The following is a 16,300-nucleotide window of genomic DNA, read 5'->3' on the forward strand; positions in this document are numbered from 1 at the left end:
TCAGTTTTCGGGGGGAATTTCCCCCATTACGCGTTTTTTATTATAAGTCGCGGGTTCTTAAACTGAAGGCGTTCCTAATCACAGCGAGAAAAATGATGAATTATCCTTCACTGAACCGCACGCTGCTGGCGGGCGTTGTAATTAGCCTGTGCAGCGCTCTGTTTGCGCCTGTCGCGCTGGCGGCCTGCGACGGTACTGACCTGAACACCTGCCCTGCTCCGTTCGACAAACAGCTTCCTGACACGCACAAGATGCTCACCTGGAGTCAGGCGGATCGCGTGGTCGGCTTTCGAAATGACTACCGCAACTACGCGGGAGATGTGTTCCATCACGGCAACGCCACGCCGCTGCTCAGCGCAGAGAAACCGCTCACTGACGCCCGCTATCAGGTCAACGGCAAGACCTATAACCTGCAGGACTACCTGAAACGTCAGAACGTGAGCGGCATGCTGGTACTGAAAGACGGCAAAATCGCGTGGAAATATCTCGGCGAAGGCAATACGGATACGACGCTCTGGACCTCCCGTTCGGTCGGGAAATCCGTGGTCTCAACGCTGGTTGGCGTGGCTCTCAAAGAGGGAAAAATTCGCTCACTCGACGACCGGGTCACGCAATACGAGCCAGACCTGAAAGGCACCGCCTGGGACGGCGTGACGTTAAAACAGCTGATCACCCACACCTCCGGCGTGGCATGGAACGAAGACTACACTAATCCCGCCTCCGATTTCGCGCAGCTCACCGAGTGTGAAGCGAAACCAGGCACCTATGACTGCGTGCGTAAGTTGGTGTCCGGGCTGAAACGCGAATACCCGGCAGGCCAGCACTGGTCTTACTCCTCCGGTGGCGCCTGGCTGTTGGGTGACGTGCTTGAGCGTGCAACGGGCATGACCCTGGCCGCCTATCTTGAGAAGAGCATCTGGCAGCCGTACGGCATGGCGAGCGACGGTGTATGGCATGCCTACCGTAAAGGTCAGCATGATGTCGGCGCGCATGGCTTTAACGCCACGCTGGAAGACTGGGGACGCTTCGGGGAGTTTATCCTGCATAACGGCACACTACCGAACGGTAAACAGATCCTGCCCGACAACTGGGTGAAAGACGCCTCACGCTGGACGCAGGCTGATGGATCTGTCTCTGACGCACACCCGACCGGCTTGTACGGCTATCAGTGGTGGAACAACGAAGTGCCCGTCACGGCCACGAAGATGGTGCCCGCGGCAAATGAATCGCTGAAAGGCTCGCTCTGGGCGCTGGGGATCTTTGGGCAGATGATCATGGTAAACCAGGCGGAAAATCTGGTGATCGTTCAGTGGTCCACCTGGCCGCAGGCCGAACCGTCGTTTAGCGCACAGCCGCTGGAAGCCTCACTGATGTTCAGTGCGATTGCCAACGCGTTGCGGTAAGTCGCGGTAAGTGATAGTTAACTGCCAGGCATCGCCTGGCTTTTGTATTCGCTGCAAACAAGGGTGCCTCTGCGCGATGTCACAAAACGGCAATATCAGTGACTTACCCAAACTGGTGAATAAAAAATCAATTAATTGTTAAGTTGTTGTTACGACAATCACTCCCGATCGACCACGCGCTATTGATGCGTTAAATGCATCAGTCCATGTATTAATTGCGCTTATAAATTTGGGGTTCTTGATCCAGTTTTCAGAAACAGACGAGCAAAACGTCAACAATAAACTGGAGATAACCATGTTTTCCTCAACCTCACCTGCAACCGTTCGCTCGAAAGCGGGCGCGATACTTCGCGTGACGTCCGGCAACTTTCTCGAGCAATTCGACTTCTTCCTCTTTGGCTTTTATGCGACCTACATCGCGCATACCTTTTTCCCGGCGAGCAGTGAATTTGCTTCCCTGATGATGACGTTTGCCGTCTTCGGCGCAGGATTTTTAATGCGCCCCATCGGGGCAATCGTACTGGGTGCCTATATCGACAAGGTTGGGCGCAGAAAAGGACTCATCGTGACCCTGTCGATTATGGCGGCGGGTACCTTCCTGATCGTACTTATTCCGTCTTATCACAGCATAGGTCTGTGGGCACCGTTACTGGTTCTGACTGGCCGACTGTTGCAGGGATTTTCTGCCGGAGCGGAGCTGGGTGGCGTATCGGTCTATCTGGCTGAAATTGCCACGCCCGGCCGCACAGGTTTTTACACCAGCTGGCAGTCCGGCAGCCAGCAGGTCGCGATTATGGTTGCGGCAGCCATGGGGTTTGCGCTGAATGCGCTGATGGCAGAGAGCGCCATTCGTGAATGGGGCTGGCGTATCCCGTTCCTGGTCGGCTGTTTAATCGTACCGTTTATCTTTTTCCTGCGCCGCAAGCTGGAGGAGACAGAGGAGTTCAATGCACGCCGCCATCACCTGGAGATGCATCAGGTCTTTAAAAGCCTGCTCGGTAACTGGCAGGTGGTCATTGCCGGCATGCTAATGGTGGCAATGACCACCACGGCCTTTTATCTGATCACCGTTTACGCGCCGACTTTCGGGAAAAAAGTGCTGATGCTCAGCGCTTCGGACAGCCTGCTGGTTACGCTTCTGGTGGCAATTTCCAACTTTATCTGGCTGCCGGTAGGCGGTGCGCTGTCGGACCGCTTTGGGCGTAAACCGGTGCTTATCGCCATGACGCTGCTGGCTCTGGCGACGAGCTACCCCGCACTGACGCTGCTGGCGCAGGCACCGAGCTTCTCAATGATGCTGAGCGTCCTGCTGTGGCTCTCTTTCCTCTATGGCCTGTACAACGGTGCGATGATCCCGGCGCTCACGGAGATCATGCCTTCTGAAGTTCGCGTGGCGGGGTTCTCTCTGGCCTACAGTCTGGCAACGGCGGTATTTGGGGGGTTCACGCCGGTAATGTCTACCGCGCTGATTGAATATACCGGGGATAAAGCCTCTCCCGGCTACTGGATGAGTTTCGCCGCGGTATGCGCCCTGCTGGCAACGCTCTACCTGTACCGTCGTCGTGCAGTGACGCTGCAAAATACCGTGAAATCAGAGGGGGCGGCATGAGACTGATTCCTCGACTGACCACCAGCGCGTTGATACTGACCATCCTGAGCTTCAGTGCCGCAGCGAAAGAGGTGACGGTCATGATCTCAGGCGGTTTTAAAGCCGCCCTTGAAAAGCTGGCACCGGAATATGAACGCCAGACCGGAGATAACATTGTGCTCATTCCCGGCCCGTCTATGGGAACGACTCCGCAGGCAATTCCTAACCGGCTTGCGCGCGGGGAAAAAGCCGACGTGGTGATCATGGTGGGCGATGCGCTGGCAACACTTGAAAAGGACAACCTGACTCAGCCAGGCTCACGCACGGAACTTGCGGACTCCCCTGTCGGTATGGTGGTAAAAAAAGGCGCTGACGTCCCGGATATCAGTAACGAGGCGAAACTTCGCCATACGCTGCTTCAGGCGGAGTCCATCGCCTACTCCGACAGCGCCAGCGGCAGATACGTCAGCCAGACGCTGTTCAAAACGCTGGGGATTGAAAAAGAGGTGATGGGTAAAGCAACGAAGGTTGAGCGCATCCCCGTCGCCGAAGAAGTGGCGAAAGGGAAATACGCGGTAGGTTTCCAGCAGGTCAGCGAACTGCTGCCGATTCCAGGGGTGACGTTTATTGGCAAACTCCCGGACAACCTGCAATACATCACCCGCTTTGCTGGTGCCGTGACCCGCCACGCCGACCATCCTGGCGAAGGGAAAGCGCTGCTGGATTACCTTTCCTCGACACAGTCCAGCGCCGTGATTCGCGACACGGGGATGAGCCCCGTCACGTCCCGCGGTACTGCTCAGTAATGTGTTTTTCCAGTTCAGCCGCAATGTAAGACTGGATACGCCCCCGGCGTCGGATAAGCCCCACAGTGCGTTTCACCTCCGGCGCCACGAGCGGGACAGACGTCAGTAGCGAGTGCTCTGACGTCGGCATCGACATGGCGGGCACGGCAGCAATGCCGATGCCCGCCTCTACCATACCGAGCATCGTGGTCACATGCCGCGTTTCGCAAACGCTGGGACGCGCAGGCACGATATCCCCCAGCATCCGGTCGAGCAGGTTACGGTTGCCTGACGTTTTGTCGAGGATGATATAGTCCTGCTGATAAAACGCCTGCCACGTCAGGTGAGTCTTTTTTGCCAGCGGGTGATCGCGCCTGCACGCGGCGACATAGCTATCTTCCACAAGGGGGAAAAACTCGATTTCAGAGGGCAAACTCCCGGCGAAACAGATCCCGAAATCCGCCTGGCTACGGGCAACCGCGTCAATGACATTCCCCGCGCTGCTGTCGATGAGCTTAATCCGGACACGCGGATAACGGGACTGAAAGCGACGAATGACATCCGGCATAAAGTAATAGGCCGCAGACGGTACCGTAGCGACGGTAATCAGCCCGGTCCGCTCTTCACTCACTTTATCAATATCAGCCAGCATGGACTCAACGTTATCGAGCAACTGCGCTGAACGTTCAGCAAAGTTCTGCCCGTACAGTGTCAGAGCCACGTGGCGGGTGGTCCGGTCAAACAGCTTCGCTCCCAGCGCCGCCTCCAGTTTTTCAATCCTGCGGCTCAGTGCTGACGGGGACAAACAGATAGATTCAGCAGCAACCCGAAAGTTGCCGTATTCCACTAACGCTCTGAAAGCATAAAGATCGTTAAGGTCAAAATTTACGGGCATAGCGTCTGAATGTCCTGTCTGGCAATACGAACGAAAGTCAAAAATAATAGCGGCTTATTGTCCAGCCGCAACCGGTGAAGCACCGAAATCCTTTAAGGAGTTGGTTTTCACGCTGACCATAATGGGGTAAGTGTCATAAGATTAGGCTTCGACTGAGTTCACAAAATGAAGGTGATACCAGCAAACCGCTATCCACCGTTACGTACGAAGTGATAGTTTATCCAGGCTGGAATTGAAGCAATGACCGAATGTCTGGCATTTTAACAGAACCTTACCTTCCCCTTTTGTTCAAGTGACGAGTTTGCGAGCAAAGCGATGATTAAGTGGCCCTGGAAAACGAATGACGCTGGCCGAAATATGGCGCTGCCGTGGGATGAAGCGCTGGCGATCCCTGTTCTGGCTAATCTTCAGCCGGATGAACAATCAAAACTGGTTCAACTGGCGGATCGCTTTTTGCAGCAAAAACGTCTGGTTCCGCTGCAGGGCTTCGAGCTGGATCCCCTGAAAAACGCGCGTATCGCCCTGCTTTTCTGTCTGCCGGTACTGGAACTCGGTATTGAGTGGCTGGATGGCTTCCATGAAGTACTCATTTACCCCGCACCGTTTGTGGTGGACGATGAATGGCAGGACGATTTCGGCCTGGTGCATAACCAGCGGGTGGTGCAGTCCGGGCAAAGCTGGCAGCAAGGACCGATCATCCTGAACTGGCTTGATATTCAGGACTCCTTCGACGCATCAGGCTTTAACCTGATCATTCACGAAGTGGCGCATAAGCTGGATACCCGCAACGGGGATCGTGCCAGCGGTGTACCGCTGATCCCGCTTCGTGAGGTTGCAGGTTGGGAACACGATCTGCATGCCGCAATGGATAATATCCAGGATGAGATAGATCTGGTGGGCGAAAGTGCCGCCAGCATCGATGCCTATGCGGCAACCGATCCTGCGGAGTGCTTTGCGGTGCTGTCAGAATATTTCTTTAGCGCGCCTGAGCTTTTCGCACCCCGTTTCCCGGCCCTGTGGCAACGGTTCTGTCAGTTTTATCAGCAAGACCCTCTGCTGCGTCTGCGGCAAAATGAGGATCCTGCCGGCAATTCATCTCACCAGCTCCATTAAGACGGGTCGACATGGGTACGATTGAGCGCCCGTACCCATAGGCTCATCACCAGAAACATCAGCGCCATCACCCAGGCGGCCTGCGTTAAAAATACCTCGCCGAATAAACGCGTGACGACAGGCACCAGCAGCGCACTCAGGCCGTAGCCCAGCGTGTGGCTGGTGGCAATCACTCCCGCCCCTTTTCCGGTGGTCAGCCGTTCATTCAGCAGCAGCTGGTATCCCGGCGTCGCCATGGCGGCTCCCAGCGACGTCATGACAATTCCCACGTAGAACAACACCAGACCGGCAATACACATTAGCCCCAGTCCCGTCACCATCAGTACCGCGGCCAGGCAGAGCAATGTCACCGGGCTGAAATGCTGCGGACGGACCACCAGAAATTGCGCAGCGAGGGTTGCCAGCGCGGCCAGACTCAGCAGCAGCGCGACATGATGACTCACCTCTCGCGGGTTACCGTCCAGCAGGGGGCTGAGATGCGGTGACAGGCCAATCTGCATCAGGCTCACCAGTGCGGCCAGAAGCAACGCCAGCACAAGGTACGGCAGCATTGAAACCTGCACATGCGTTGCCTGATGCGCGACAGGCGGCAGCGGCGGATCGGCGACCTCTCGAAGGACCAGCAGGAGAGCAATAAACGGTGCAATCGCCATCAACCAGAGGGGTGCCACCGGATTGACGCTAAGCATCATCGCCGCCAGCGGCGGCCCCAGCAGACGACCGCAGCTGAGGCCGGAGCTAATGGTCGCCAGCGCGGCCATGCGTTTATCCAGACCCGCGCGCTGAATGGCCCATGTCTGAGCCGCGGGCACCAGCCCTGAGACGGTCAGGCCGTACAGCGTACGCGAGAGGATCAGGCCCGCCAGCCCCCAGACAGCACTCATCATCCCGCTTGCCATCGCCCAGACCACCAGCGCCATCACGACGAAACTCGCCAGATAGCCACTTAGCGAGGCCTGCATCACGACCTTACAGCCGTGTCGCTCACTCTGGCGTCCCCACCACGGCGATGCGGGTAAAAAGAGCATGGAGCCGAACATTAACAGCCCCGCCCAGACGGAGAGCGATAACCCGGTCAGGGTGACCAGTTGCGGCAGCATGACCAGCAAACCGTTTTGCCCAATACCTAACAATCCGGCGCATAACGCCAGTGGCCAGTTCGCTTTCGGGGTGAGGTTTTCCGTCAGTGTTTCAGGGTAAGTGCGCATGAGAATGTGAACATAGTGTCAATAAATGTGTGGAAATCATGAAGTTTATGAAAACAAATATTGCAAAAATAGTTGCGACTGTAAACAGAATGCATATCATAACGATAATTATTATCAATCATGGAATGAGGTACACCTATGCGTACTCTGCCCCGCTCCGCCGGTACAGACGTTGCGGCCCAGTGTTTTTTGAACGCCCTGTTGCGTGAAACGAAGGACTGGCGCTATCTCCCCGCTACCGTTGCGGATGAGCTATCGCAGATTCATATTCCGCTCTCTTCAACCCAGGCCATTCGGGTTCCGGTACGCTATTTCTCTCCGACTCAGCATCATCAGTATCACTTTCCGGCGACGCTTATCCAGCGCGACAGCGACAGCGGTGACGCCGTCACTTTCACGCAACTGGTTGACTTAATTCTTGAAAAACCTTCAGTTAAAGGCTCACTCGATACCGAAACGCTGGCGCGCTTTAAGCAACGCGCCCTTGAAAGCCATGCCCACACCTGGCAGGCCATCGATTTGCGCCACAACTGGGCAAACCTGCGTGACAAACCGCTGAATTTTGCGCAAGCAGAACAGGCGCTGCTGGTGGGGCATGCGTTTCACCCGGCCCCCAAATCTCACGAGCCGTTTAACGAAAGTGAAGCGCGCCGCTATTTGCCTGATTTTGCCTCCCGCTTCCCGCTGCGCTGGTTTGCGGTTAAGAGTGAATTGATTGCCGGCGACAGCCTGGCCGTCTCTCTTCGCGAACGCCTGCTGCGCTTCGCAGCGCAGAGTGCCCCTGAGCTCCTCGGTCACTTCATCGATACCTGCTGGCTGCTGCCGATGCATCCGTGGCAGGCCGAGCATCTGCTGGGTCAGGCCTGGTGCCAGCGTCTTGTGGCTAACGGCGACCTGCAGGATTTGGGCGAAGCGGGCGCGCAGTGGCTGCCCACCAGCTCCTCGCGCTCGCTGTACAGCGAAACTAACAGCGACATGATCAAGTTTTCCCTCAGCGTGCGCCTGACCAACTCCGTGCGCACGCTGTCAGTGAAAGAGGTTAAACGCGGTATGCGCCTGGCGCGTCTGGCTAAGACAGCGCGCTGGCAGACCTTACAGGCACGCTACCCGACCATGCGTGTTATGCAGGAAGACGGCTGGGCGGGGCTGCGTGATGAAAATGGCGTCATCCAGGAAGAGAGCCTGATGGCCCTGCGCGTGAACCTGCTGTTCGAGACGCCAGACAACCAGACCAACGTACTGGTGAGCCTGACGCAGGCGGCACCGGACGGAGGTGACAGTCTGCTGGTTGCGGCGGTACGTCGTCTGAGCCAGCGCCTGGATTTACCCCTCGCCGAGGCTGCGCGCTGCTGGGTGCAGGCGTATTGCGATCGCGTCTTACTTCCGCTGTTTAGCGCGGAAGCGGATTACGGCCTGGTTCTGCTGGCACACCAGCAAAATATCCTCGTTGAGATGCAGCAGGATTTCCCCGTCGGGCTGATCTACCGTGATTGCCAAGGCAGCGCCTGGACCGAAGGGGCCGATGAATGGCTAAAAGAGGCGGGTGAACATGATGTGGAAAACCGTTTTGGCGAAAGCCAGCTGCTGCGCTACTTCCCCTACTACCTGCTGCTGAACTCAACGCTTGCCGTGACTGCCGCCCTCGCCGCCGCCGGTTTCGACAGCGAAGAGAGCCTGATGGCGCAGGTGCGTGACGCACTGGCCGAATTACGCAAAACAGCGAAACAGACCCGCTGCCTCGACTACGTGCTCGACAGCCCAACCTGGAACTGTAAAGGCAACTTTTTCTGCTATCTGCACGATCGCAACGAAAACACCATCGCCGATCCGGCAGTGATCTATTTCGACTTTAGCAACCCGTTTTACAAGGAGAAGGCGTGATGGCAAACGCGAATATCGTCCATTCTGGCTATGGCTTTCGCTGCACCGAAACGGAGAACACTCTGCCCCTGACGTTAGGTCTCGACGGCAGCGCAGTGCTTGAGCGCGTGAGTGGTATCCCGGAAGGCTGGTTAGTCGACGCGCTGGATCAGCTGTTTATCGCCGCGCCGGCACTGACCGGCGTCACGCTCCCCTGGTCCGCCTGGCAGGATGAACCGCAGGCGCAGGCGCTGTTTACGCTTGCCAGCGGGGATTATCTGGCGCGCGAAACGTTCTGGCAGTTGCCTCTGTGGCTGCAGGGAGAACGGTCCCAGAACCACGGCGGCATGCAGTTCGATGAAAGCCGTCAGCTTTACTTCCCGCTGCGCCCTCACCGCCCGCAAGGTGAAGTCTATCGCCGTTACGACCCGCAGATTAAACGCACCCTGAGTTTCCGCGTGGCCGATGTGGCGCAGGACGGCGAACGTTTCACCCGCTGGATGAACACCCCGCGCGTTAACGCCTTCTGGGAGATGGCCGGCCCGCAGGCGGAGCAGGAAAATTACCTGCGCCGTCAGCTCGACTCGACCTATTGTTATCCGCTTATCGGCTGCTTTGATGACCAGCCGTTCGGCTACTTTGAAATTTACTGGGCGGCGGAAGACCGTATTGGCCGTCACTATCGCTGGCAGCCGTTTGACCGCGGCCTGCACATGCTGGTTGGGGAAGAAAACTGGCGCGGCGCGCATTATATCCGCAACTGGCTGCGCGGTCTGAGCCATTATCTGTGGCTGGATGAGCCACGCACAACACGCATCGTTGCCGAGCCACGTTTCGACAACCAGCGCCTGTTCCGCCATCTTTCGTCTGCCGGTTTCGAAACCGTGAAAGAGTTCGACTTCCCGCATAAACGCTCGCGCCTCATCATGAACCAGCGTCACCGCTTCTTCAGCGAGGTGGGACTGTGAACGTGTACTGGCAGAAAGTGAACCGCGACATGGTGGCGAAAATCCTCGCCGAGCTGGAATATGAACGCACCCTGAGCGCCCGGCAGCTGGCAGACAATCGATGGCAAATCACCATGGGCGCGGAGACCTGGCAGTTCCAGGCTACGCGCGGGATCTGGGGCTGGCTGCATATCGACCCCGCGAGCCTGACCACCGTCAGCGGTAAGGCAGTGGACGCAGAAACTGCACTGCTGCAGCTTGCTACGGTACTGGAGATGAGCGACGCGCAGACCGCGGAGCATCTGGAAGATCTCTATGCCACGCTGCGGGGTGATATTCAGCTGTTACAGGCGCGCGAAACGCTGGATGCTGATGCGCTCATTCATCTCGACCCGGACGAATTACAGTGCCTGATGAGCGGCCATCCTAAGTTTATCTTTAACAAGGGACGCCGCGGCTGGGGGCTGGATGCGCTACGCCAGTATGCTCCGGAATACCGTGGCCGTTTTCGCCTGCACTGGGTCGCCGTGCAACGTGCGCACCTGGTCTGGAGCAGCGATGTTGATTGCGATATCAATACCCTGCTGGCGAGCGCCATGGATAACGCCGAGCGCGCCCGGTTTGATGCCCGCTGGCAGGCGCTGGATCTTGATGATAACTGGCTGCCCGTGCCGCTGCATCCGTGGCAGTGGCAACAAAAGATTGCTGTCCATTTCCTGGCGCAACTCGCGCGCGGCGAAATGGTTGAGCTGGGCGAGTTTGGCGACGAGTACCTGGCGCAGCAATCGTTGCGTACCCTCACCAATGCCAGCCGCCGCGCGCCGTTTGACATCAAGCTGCCGCTGACCATTTACAACACCTCCTGCTATCGCGGTATTCCGGGTAAGTACATTGCCGCTGGCCCGCTGGCCTCACGCTGGTTACAGCAGCAGTTCGCCAGCGATGCCACGCTTATTCGCTGTGGCGCGCAGGTGCTTGGCGAGCCCGCGGCCGGGTATCTTTCCCACCCGGGTTACGCCGCGCTGCCGAAAGCGCCTTACCGCTATCAGGAGATGCTGGGGGTTATCTGGCGCGAAAATCCGTCCTGTTATCTTCAGCAGGGTGAAGAAGCGGTGCTGATGGCCGCGTTGATGGAGAGCGATAACGCCGGACGCCCCTTGATTGACGCATGGATCGCCCAATCCGGTTTGACCGCTGAAGCCTGGCTGGAAAAGCTCTTTGACGCGACGGTCATCCCTTTCTATCACCTGCTCTGCCGCTACGGCGTGGCGCTTATCGCCCACGGCCAGAACGTGACGCTGGTGATGAAAGACGCCATCCCGCAACGCATCCTGCTGAAAGATTTCCAGGGGGACATGCGCCTGGTGGATGAAGATTTCCCGCAGGCAGCAAGCCTGCCTGAACAGGTGAAGTCCGTCACGGCGCGCCTGAGTGCGGATTACATCATTCACGATCTGCAAACCGGTAACTTTGTCACGGTGCTGCGGTTTATTTCACGCCTTACCCTGCAAAGCGGCGTCAGCGAAACCCGTTTCTACCAGATCCTGGCCGAGGTATTGCGCCGCTATATGGCCGCGCATCCCGATCTCGCCGAACGCTTTGCGAAGTTTGATCTGTTTAAGCCGCAAATTATTCGCGTGATCCTCAACCCGGTCAAACTGACCTTCTCCGAACACGACGGCGGCAGCCGCATGTTGCCGAACTATGTCACCGATCTTGATAACCCTCTTTTTCTGGTCTCCCAGGAGTCAGCGCAATGAAAACGTATGATTTCATCGGCATTGGTATTGGCCCGTTTAACCTCAGCATCGCCGCACTGGCTGAAGGACTGGACGGTTTTAGTTCGCTGTTTCTTGAACGTAAGCCGCATTTCTCCTGGCACCCTGGCATGATGGTGCCGGACTGCCATATGCAAACCAGCTTCCTGAAAGATCTGGTGAGCGCCGTGGAGCCCACCAATCGCCACAGTTTTCTTAACTATCTGGTGCAGCGTAAAAAGTTCTATCGTTTTTTGACCACCGAGCAGCGTACGGTCTCTCGCGAAGAGTTTGCCGATTACCTGTGCTGGGCCGCGGAAAATCTCACCAACCTGTCCTTCAGCCAGCAGGTACAGCAGGTCAGTTTTGATGAAAAAAACGGTCTGTTCGACGTGGTGACTCAGCGCGATCGCTTCCTGGCGCGTCACGTCTGCGTGGGAATTGGCAAACAGATTAACCTGCCTGACTGCGCTCCGGCGCAGGATGACAGCTGCTTCCACGCCAGCGAGATGATGCTGCGCACGCCGGACTTAGCGGGCAAGCGCGTCACCGTCGTCGGCGGAGGTCAGAGTGGTGCGGATCTGTTTCTGAATATCTTCCGCGGGGAGTGGGGTCAGCCACTGAGCCTGAACTGGGTTTCCCGACGCAACAATTATAACGCGCTGGATGAAGCGGCTTTCGCCAACGAGTATTTCACACCGGAATATGTAGACAGCTTCTCCACGCTTGGCGAAGAGGCGCGTCGTCAGATGCTGCACGAGCAGAAGATGACCTCCGACGGCATCACCACGGAGTCTCTGCTGGCGATTTATCGCGCCATGTATCACCGCTTCGAAGTGCTGCGGGAAAAACCGTGGGCACACCTCCTGCCCTCTCGCTCGGTCACCGCGATCGCGCAGCAGGAAAACGGTAAGCGTCTGACGTTACAGCATCACCTTGACGGCGGCCGTGAACAACTCGATACCGACGTGGTGATTTTCGCTACCGGCTATCGCACCGTGCAGCCTGCGTTTCTGGCACCGCTCTCCCATCGCCTGCGTCTGGACGCCGACGAAACCTTCTGCATCAACAATGATTTCACCCTTGAATGGGACGGCCCGCAGAGCAACCGCCTGTTCGCCGTGAATGCCGGGATGCACCGTCTTGGCATTGCCGAACCCCAGCTCAGCCTGATGGCCTGGCGCGCCGCGCGAATTCTGAATCGCGCGCACGACGACGAGCCGTTTGAGCTGGCCACCACCCCTGGCGTGATCCACTGGCGAAGCACTCCCCGCCCGGACAGCAGCCAGGTTTATCAATCTTTAGCAAGAACCACCGAGTACTGACACACACATTCAGGAACTACATAACAATGAAACGTTCTCATCTTTGGGTTTTAAATCCTTGCTTGCTTGCAATGCTTTCTACCTCTGCGTGGGCGGAAGAACAAAAGGAAGAAAATATTGTTGTCTCCGCCAGCCGCGCGCACCGCAGCGTGGCGGAGATGGCGCAGACTACCTGGGTTATTGAGCGTGCTGAGATTGAACAGCAGGTTCAGGGTGGAAAAGAGATTAAAGAGGTGCTGGCGCAGTTGATCCCGGGCATGGACGTCAGCAGCCAGGGCCGCACCAACTACGGTATGAACCTGCGCGGCCGCTCAATGATGGTGATGGTGGACGGCGTGCGCCTGAACTCCTCCCGCAGCGACAGCCGCCAGCTCGACTCCATCGATCCGTTCAACATTGACCGTATCGAAGTGATCTCCGGCGCCACATCCCTCTACGGCGGCGGCAGTACCGGCGGTCTGGTGAATATCGTGACCAAAAAAGGCCAGCCGGATACCGAAGTGGAGTTCCAGACCGGAGCAAAGAGTGGCTTTAACAGCCATAACGATCACGATGAGAACGTGTCAGCCGCGGTGAGCGGCGGCAACGACAATTCCTCTGGCCGGTTGTCAGTATCGTATCAGCGCTACGGCGGCTGGTACGACGGCAAAGGCAACGAGGTGATTATTGATAACACCCAGACCGGATTACAGTATTCCGACCGTCTGGATGTGATGGGAACAGGCACCCTTAACATCGACGATCACCAGCAGCTGCAGCTTACGACGCAATACTACAAGAGCGAGTCCGACGGGAAGCACGGCCTGTTCCTCGGGGAAAACTTCTCCGCGGTTACGGGTGATGCCAAAGCCTACAATAAAGGCAACCTGAACTCTGACCGCCTGCCGGGCACAGAGCGGCATCTGATTAACCTGCAGTACTCCAACACCGATTTCTGGGGCCAGGATCTGGTCGCACAGATTTACTATCGTGACGAAAGCCTGACCTACTACCCGTTCCCGACACTGACCAAAGGCGTGGTGAGCAGCATCGGTGCGTCGCAACAGAAAACCGATTTTTACGGCGGCAAGCTGACGCTGAACAGCAAACCGATGGATGATTTAACGCTGACCTGGGGTGTGGATGCTGACCACGAAACCTTCGACGCTAACCAGCAGTTCTTCAACCTGGATAAAGCGGCAGCAAGCGGCGGTATGGATCTGGAGAACGCCTATAACGTTGGCCGTTACCCGGGTTACAGCATTACCAACCTCGCCCCGTTCCTGCAGGCCAGCTACGACATTGATGCCATCACCCTGAGCGGCGGCGTGCGCTATCAGTACACCGAAAACAAGGTGGATGACTTCGTTGGTTATACCCAGCAACAGGCCATCGCTAACGGGAAAGCCACATCGGCTGATGCGGTACCGGGCGGGAAAACCAATTACAACAATTTCCTGTTCAACGCCGGGATCCTTGGCCGTCTGACCGAACAGCAGCAGCTGTGGTTTAACTTCTCCCAGGGCTTCGAAATTCCGGACCTGGCGAAGTACTACGGCTCCGGTACTTACCAGCTTGTCGACGGGCACTATCGCCTGCTGAACAGCGTGAACGTGAACGACTCGACGCTGGACGGCATTAAGGTTAACGCGTATGAGCTGGGCTGGCGCTACACCGGCGACAACCTGCGCACGCAGGTTGCGGCGTATTACTCGCTCTCGGACAAAACCATCACCATCAACAAGACGGACATGACCATCAACCTCGAAGACGACAAGCGTCGTATCTACGGGATTGAAGGCCAGGTGGACTATTTCTTCACCGACAGCGACTGGAGCACCGGCGCGAACTTTAACGCCATTAAGTCTGAAACCCGCGAAAACGGTAAATGGGAGAAGCTGACGGTAGACAGCGCCAGCCCGTCGAAAGCCAGCGCCTGGGTCAACTGGGCACCGGGCGACTGGACCCTGCGCGTGCAAAGTACGCAGACCTTTGACGTGTCAGATGCCGACGGTAAGAAGATCGATGGCTATAACACGGTCGACTTCCTGGGCAGCTACGACCTGCCGGTGGGTAAAGTGAGCTTCAGCGTGGAAAACGTGCTGGACAAAGACTACACCACCGCCTGGGGTCAGCGTGCGCCGGGGCTGTATAGCCCAACCTACGGTGCACCAGGTCTGTATACTTATAAAGGCCGTGGCCGTACGTTTGGTCTGAACTACTCCGTACTGTTCTAATCCTGCGCGCCGCCTGCGGGCGGCGCAATTTACTGTGTAATTTCAGCGCGAATTTGCTATAAAATCAGCGATTTGCTGAAATTGTCGGCAAACGAACGAAAAGTGCGTTTTCCCCCTTTGACAAGACGAACTGAGGCCGATACTATGCGCCTCGTTCACACGATTCCTCTGTAGTTCAGTCGGTAGAACGGCGGACTGTTAATCCGTATGTCACTGGTTCGAGTCCAGTCAGAGGAGCCAAATTTGAAAAGCCTGCTTTTAAAGCAGGCTTTTTGCTTTTCTGTTAGCCGTTACTTTCCACATCCCCTGTCACCTGACGCCAGGTCGTCACTTCCTCATCCAGCCACTCACTAAAGAGAGCCACCTCCGGTTTCGCTTCCGTTAACTGCGATGTCACCAGCCAGTAAGGCCAGGGATAAGGTGCAGTGAAAGGGGTAAGCTGGACCAGCTCGCCCCGGGTGATGGCATCCTGTACCAGAGAGCGACGCTCCAGCGCGATACCTTTACCGAGTCTGACAGCCTCAAGGACTAAATTTGAGTCGTTAATGCATAACCCGCCGGGCACAATATCTTTTTCCAGTCCCGCATTGAAACACCAGGTTTTCCACGACTCCATGGAGAATATGATTTTACTCTTCGCCACCTCAGTTGGCGTTACCGGGAGGACGCCGCCGTTATAACCGGGTGCTGCAACCACAATCAGTTCATCTGAAAAAAGATAATGGCAGTCGCTTCCTTCCCAATTACCTTTCCCCATGCGTATCGCCACATCTATCCCTTCCTGCTGCATGCGGGTGATCGTCAGACTGGCCTGGATCCGCAGCGTGATGTGTGGATATTTTTCCCGAAACCGCTCCAGACGCGGCAACAACCAGTGACAACCAAAAGACGGCACCATCGCCAGCGTCAGTTCCTGTATTCTCGGTTTCACCTGCACTAACCGGGTGGCATCTGCGATATGATTCAGCGCTTCGCGCACCTGTAACGCGTAGAGACGCCCCTCTTCGTTGATTTGCACCCCTCGCCCATGACGGATAAACAGCTTCACCCCCACCATTTCCTCCAGCACTTTAATCTGCTGGCTGATGGCGGAATGGGTAACGTGAAGCTCTTTCGCCGCAAGCGTTACGCTGCCAAGGCGAGCCACAGCTTCAAAACTACGCAAACTTGCGATAGGAGGAAAATCCGACATGAAACCACGCC

At 56.8% G+C, this 16,300-nt stretch carries 12 protein-coding genes and 1 tRNA gene; 10 read left to right on the forward strand and 3 right to left on the reverse strand.

Annotation, left to right across the window (positions count from 1 at the left end):
* Window positions 1-95: 95 nt before the first annotated feature.
* The 3 genes from ACMGG3_RS10395 (at window position 96) to ACMGG3_RS10405 (ending at window position 3,797) form a co-directional block, all read left to right on the forward strand.
* Entirely contained in the window at window positions 96-1,403 is a 1,308-nt protein-coding gene (locus ACMGG3_RS10395) for a serine hydrolase domain-containing protein (RefSeq protein WP_414149914.1), read from the forward strand.
* Between the two features lie 295 nt (window positions 1,404-1,698).
* Window positions 1,699-3,012, forward strand: a complete 1,314-nt coding sequence (locus ACMGG3_RS10400; RefSeq protein ID WP_414149871.1) for an MFS transporter — start codon at window positions 1,699-1,701, stop codon at window positions 3,010-3,012.
* On the forward strand, window positions 3,009-3,797 hold the full coding sequence (locus tag ACMGG3_RS10405) for a substrate-binding domain-containing protein (protein WP_086463527.1): 789 nt from the start codon (window positions 3,009-3,011) through the stop codon (window positions 3,795-3,797). The genes ACMGG3_RS10400 and ACMGG3_RS10405 overlap by 4 nt, the downstream gene beginning before the upstream one ends.
* On the opposite strand, the gene ACMGG3_RS10410 is transcribed toward ACMGG3_RS10405, so the two are convergent.
* Complete coding sequence (locus ACMGG3_RS10410; RefSeq protein ID WP_014170763.1) at window positions 3,772-4,671, reverse strand: LysR family transcriptional regulator; 900 nt, start codon at window positions 4,669-4,671, stop codon at window positions 3,772-3,774. The genes ACMGG3_RS10405 and ACMGG3_RS10410 overlap by 26 nt on opposite strands.
* 315 nt (window positions 4,672-4,986) lie before the next feature.
* On the opposite strand from ACMGG3_RS10410, the gene mtfA reads away from it, so the two are divergent.
* On the forward strand, window positions 4,987-5,784 hold the full coding sequence (gene mtfA / locus ACMGG3_RS10415) for a DgsA anti-repressor MtfA (protein WP_014170764.1): 798 nt from the start codon (window positions 4,987-4,989) through the stop codon (window positions 5,782-5,784).
* Here the strand turns inward: mtfA and ACMGG3_RS10420 are convergent.
* On the reverse strand, window positions 5,781-6,992 hold the full coding sequence (locus ACMGG3_RS10420; RefSeq protein WP_044857423.1) for an MFS transporter: 1,212 nt from the start codon (window positions 6,990-6,992) through the stop codon (window positions 5,781-5,783). The genes mtfA and ACMGG3_RS10420 overlap by 4 nt on opposite strands.
* 138 nt (window positions 6,993-7,130) lie before the next feature.
* On the opposite strand from ACMGG3_RS10420, the gene ACMGG3_RS10425 reads away from it, so the two are divergent.
* From ACMGG3_RS10425 to ACMGG3_RS10450, 6 genes are all read left to right on the forward strand, one after another.
* Entirely contained in the window at window positions 7,131-8,873 is a 1,743-nt protein-coding gene (locus ACMGG3_RS10425; protein WP_414149872.1) for an IucA/IucC family protein, read from the forward strand.
* On the forward strand, window positions 8,873-9,820 hold the full coding sequence (locus tag ACMGG3_RS10430; RefSeq protein ID WP_414149873.1) for a GNAT family N-acetyltransferase: 948 nt from the start codon (window positions 8,873-8,875) through the stop codon (window positions 9,818-9,820). Before ACMGG3_RS10425 ends, ACMGG3_RS10430 begins: the two co-directional genes overlap by 1 nt.
* The gene (gene iucC, locus ACMGG3_RS10435) at window positions 9,817-11,559 is read left to right on the forward strand and encodes an aerobactin synthase IucC (protein ID WP_348637210.1); all 1,743 of its coding nucleotides are present in this window, start codon (window positions 9,817-9,819) and stop codon (window positions 11,557-11,559) included. The genes ACMGG3_RS10430 and iucC overlap by 4 nt, the downstream gene beginning before the upstream one ends.
* On the forward strand, window positions 11,556-12,881 hold the full coding sequence (locus ACMGG3_RS10440; RefSeq protein ID WP_020883310.1) for a lysine N(6)-hydroxylase/L-ornithine N(5)-oxygenase family protein: 1,326 nt from the start codon (window positions 11,556-11,558) through the stop codon (window positions 12,879-12,881). Before iucC ends, ACMGG3_RS10440 begins: the two co-directional genes overlap by 4 nt.
* A gap of 26 nt (window positions 12,882-12,907) precedes the next feature.
* Window positions 12,908-15,097, forward strand: coding sequence for a TonB-dependent siderophore receptor (locus ACMGG3_RS10445; protein WP_414149874.1), 2,190 nt, complete (start codon window positions 12,908-12,910; stop codon window positions 15,095-15,097).
* 164 nt (window positions 15,098-15,261) lie between these two features.
* Window positions 15,262-15,337 (forward strand) — tRNA-Asn (locus ACMGG3_RS10450).
* A gap of 43 nt (window positions 15,338-15,380) precedes the next feature.
* Here the strand turns inward: ACMGG3_RS10450 and ACMGG3_RS10455 are convergent.
* Window positions 15,381-16,289, reverse strand: a complete 909-nt coding sequence (locus tag ACMGG3_RS10455) for a LysR substrate-binding domain-containing protein (RefSeq protein ID WP_394245865.1) — start codon at window positions 16,287-16,289, stop codon at window positions 15,381-15,383.
* Window positions 16,290-16,300 lie beyond the last annotated feature (11 nt).

It is taken from the genome of Enterobacter sp. BNK-18, from assembly GCF_047456135.1.
GTDB lineage: Bacteria > Pseudomonadota > Gammaproteobacteria > Enterobacterales > Enterobacteriaceae > Enterobacter > Enterobacter ludwigii.

Excerpts from the sequence above, each read along its gene's own strand:
- ACMGG3_RS10395 (WP_414149914.1), top strand. The coding sequence starts at position 96 with ATGAATTATCCTTCACTGAACCGCACGCTGCTGGCGGGCGTTGTAATT.
- ACMGG3_RS10400 (WP_414149871.1), top strand. The coding sequence starts at position 1,699 with ATGTTTTCCTCAACCTCACCTGCAACCGTTCGCTCGAAAGCGGGCGCG.
- ACMGG3_RS10405 (WP_086463527.1), top strand. The coding sequence starts at position 3,009 with ATGAGACTGATTCCTCGACTGACCACCAGCGCGTTGATACTGACCATC.
- ACMGG3_RS10410 (WP_014170763.1), bottom strand. The coding sequence starts at position 4,671 with ATGCCCGTAAATTTTGACCTTAACGATCTTTATGCTTTCAGAGCGTTA.
- mtfA (WP_014170764.1), top strand. The coding sequence starts at position 4,987 with ATGATTAAGTGGCCCTGGAAAACGAATGACGCTGGCCGAAATATGGCG.
- ACMGG3_RS10420 (WP_044857423.1), bottom strand. The coding sequence starts at position 6,992 with ATGCGCACTTACCCTGAAACACTGACGGAAAACCTCACCCCGAAAGCG.
- ACMGG3_RS10425 (WP_414149872.1), top strand. The coding sequence starts at position 7,131 with ATGCGTACTCTGCCCCGCTCCGCCGGTACAGACGTTGCGGCCCAGTGT.
- ACMGG3_RS10430 (WP_414149873.1), top strand. The coding sequence starts at position 8,873 with ATGGCAAACGCGAATATCGTCCATTCTGGCTATGGCTTTCGCTGCACC.
- ACMGG3_RS10440 (WP_020883310.1), top strand. The coding sequence starts at position 11,556 with ATGAAAACGTATGATTTCATCGGCATTGGTATTGGCCCGTTTAACCTC.
- ACMGG3_RS10445 (WP_414149874.1), top strand. The coding sequence starts at position 12,908 with ATGAAACGTTCTCATCTTTGGGTTTTAAATCCTTGCTTGCTTGCAATG.
- ACMGG3_RS10455 (WP_394245865.1), bottom strand. The coding sequence starts at position 16,289 with ATGTCGGATTTTCCTCCTATCGCAAGTTTGCGTAGTTTTGAAGCTGTG.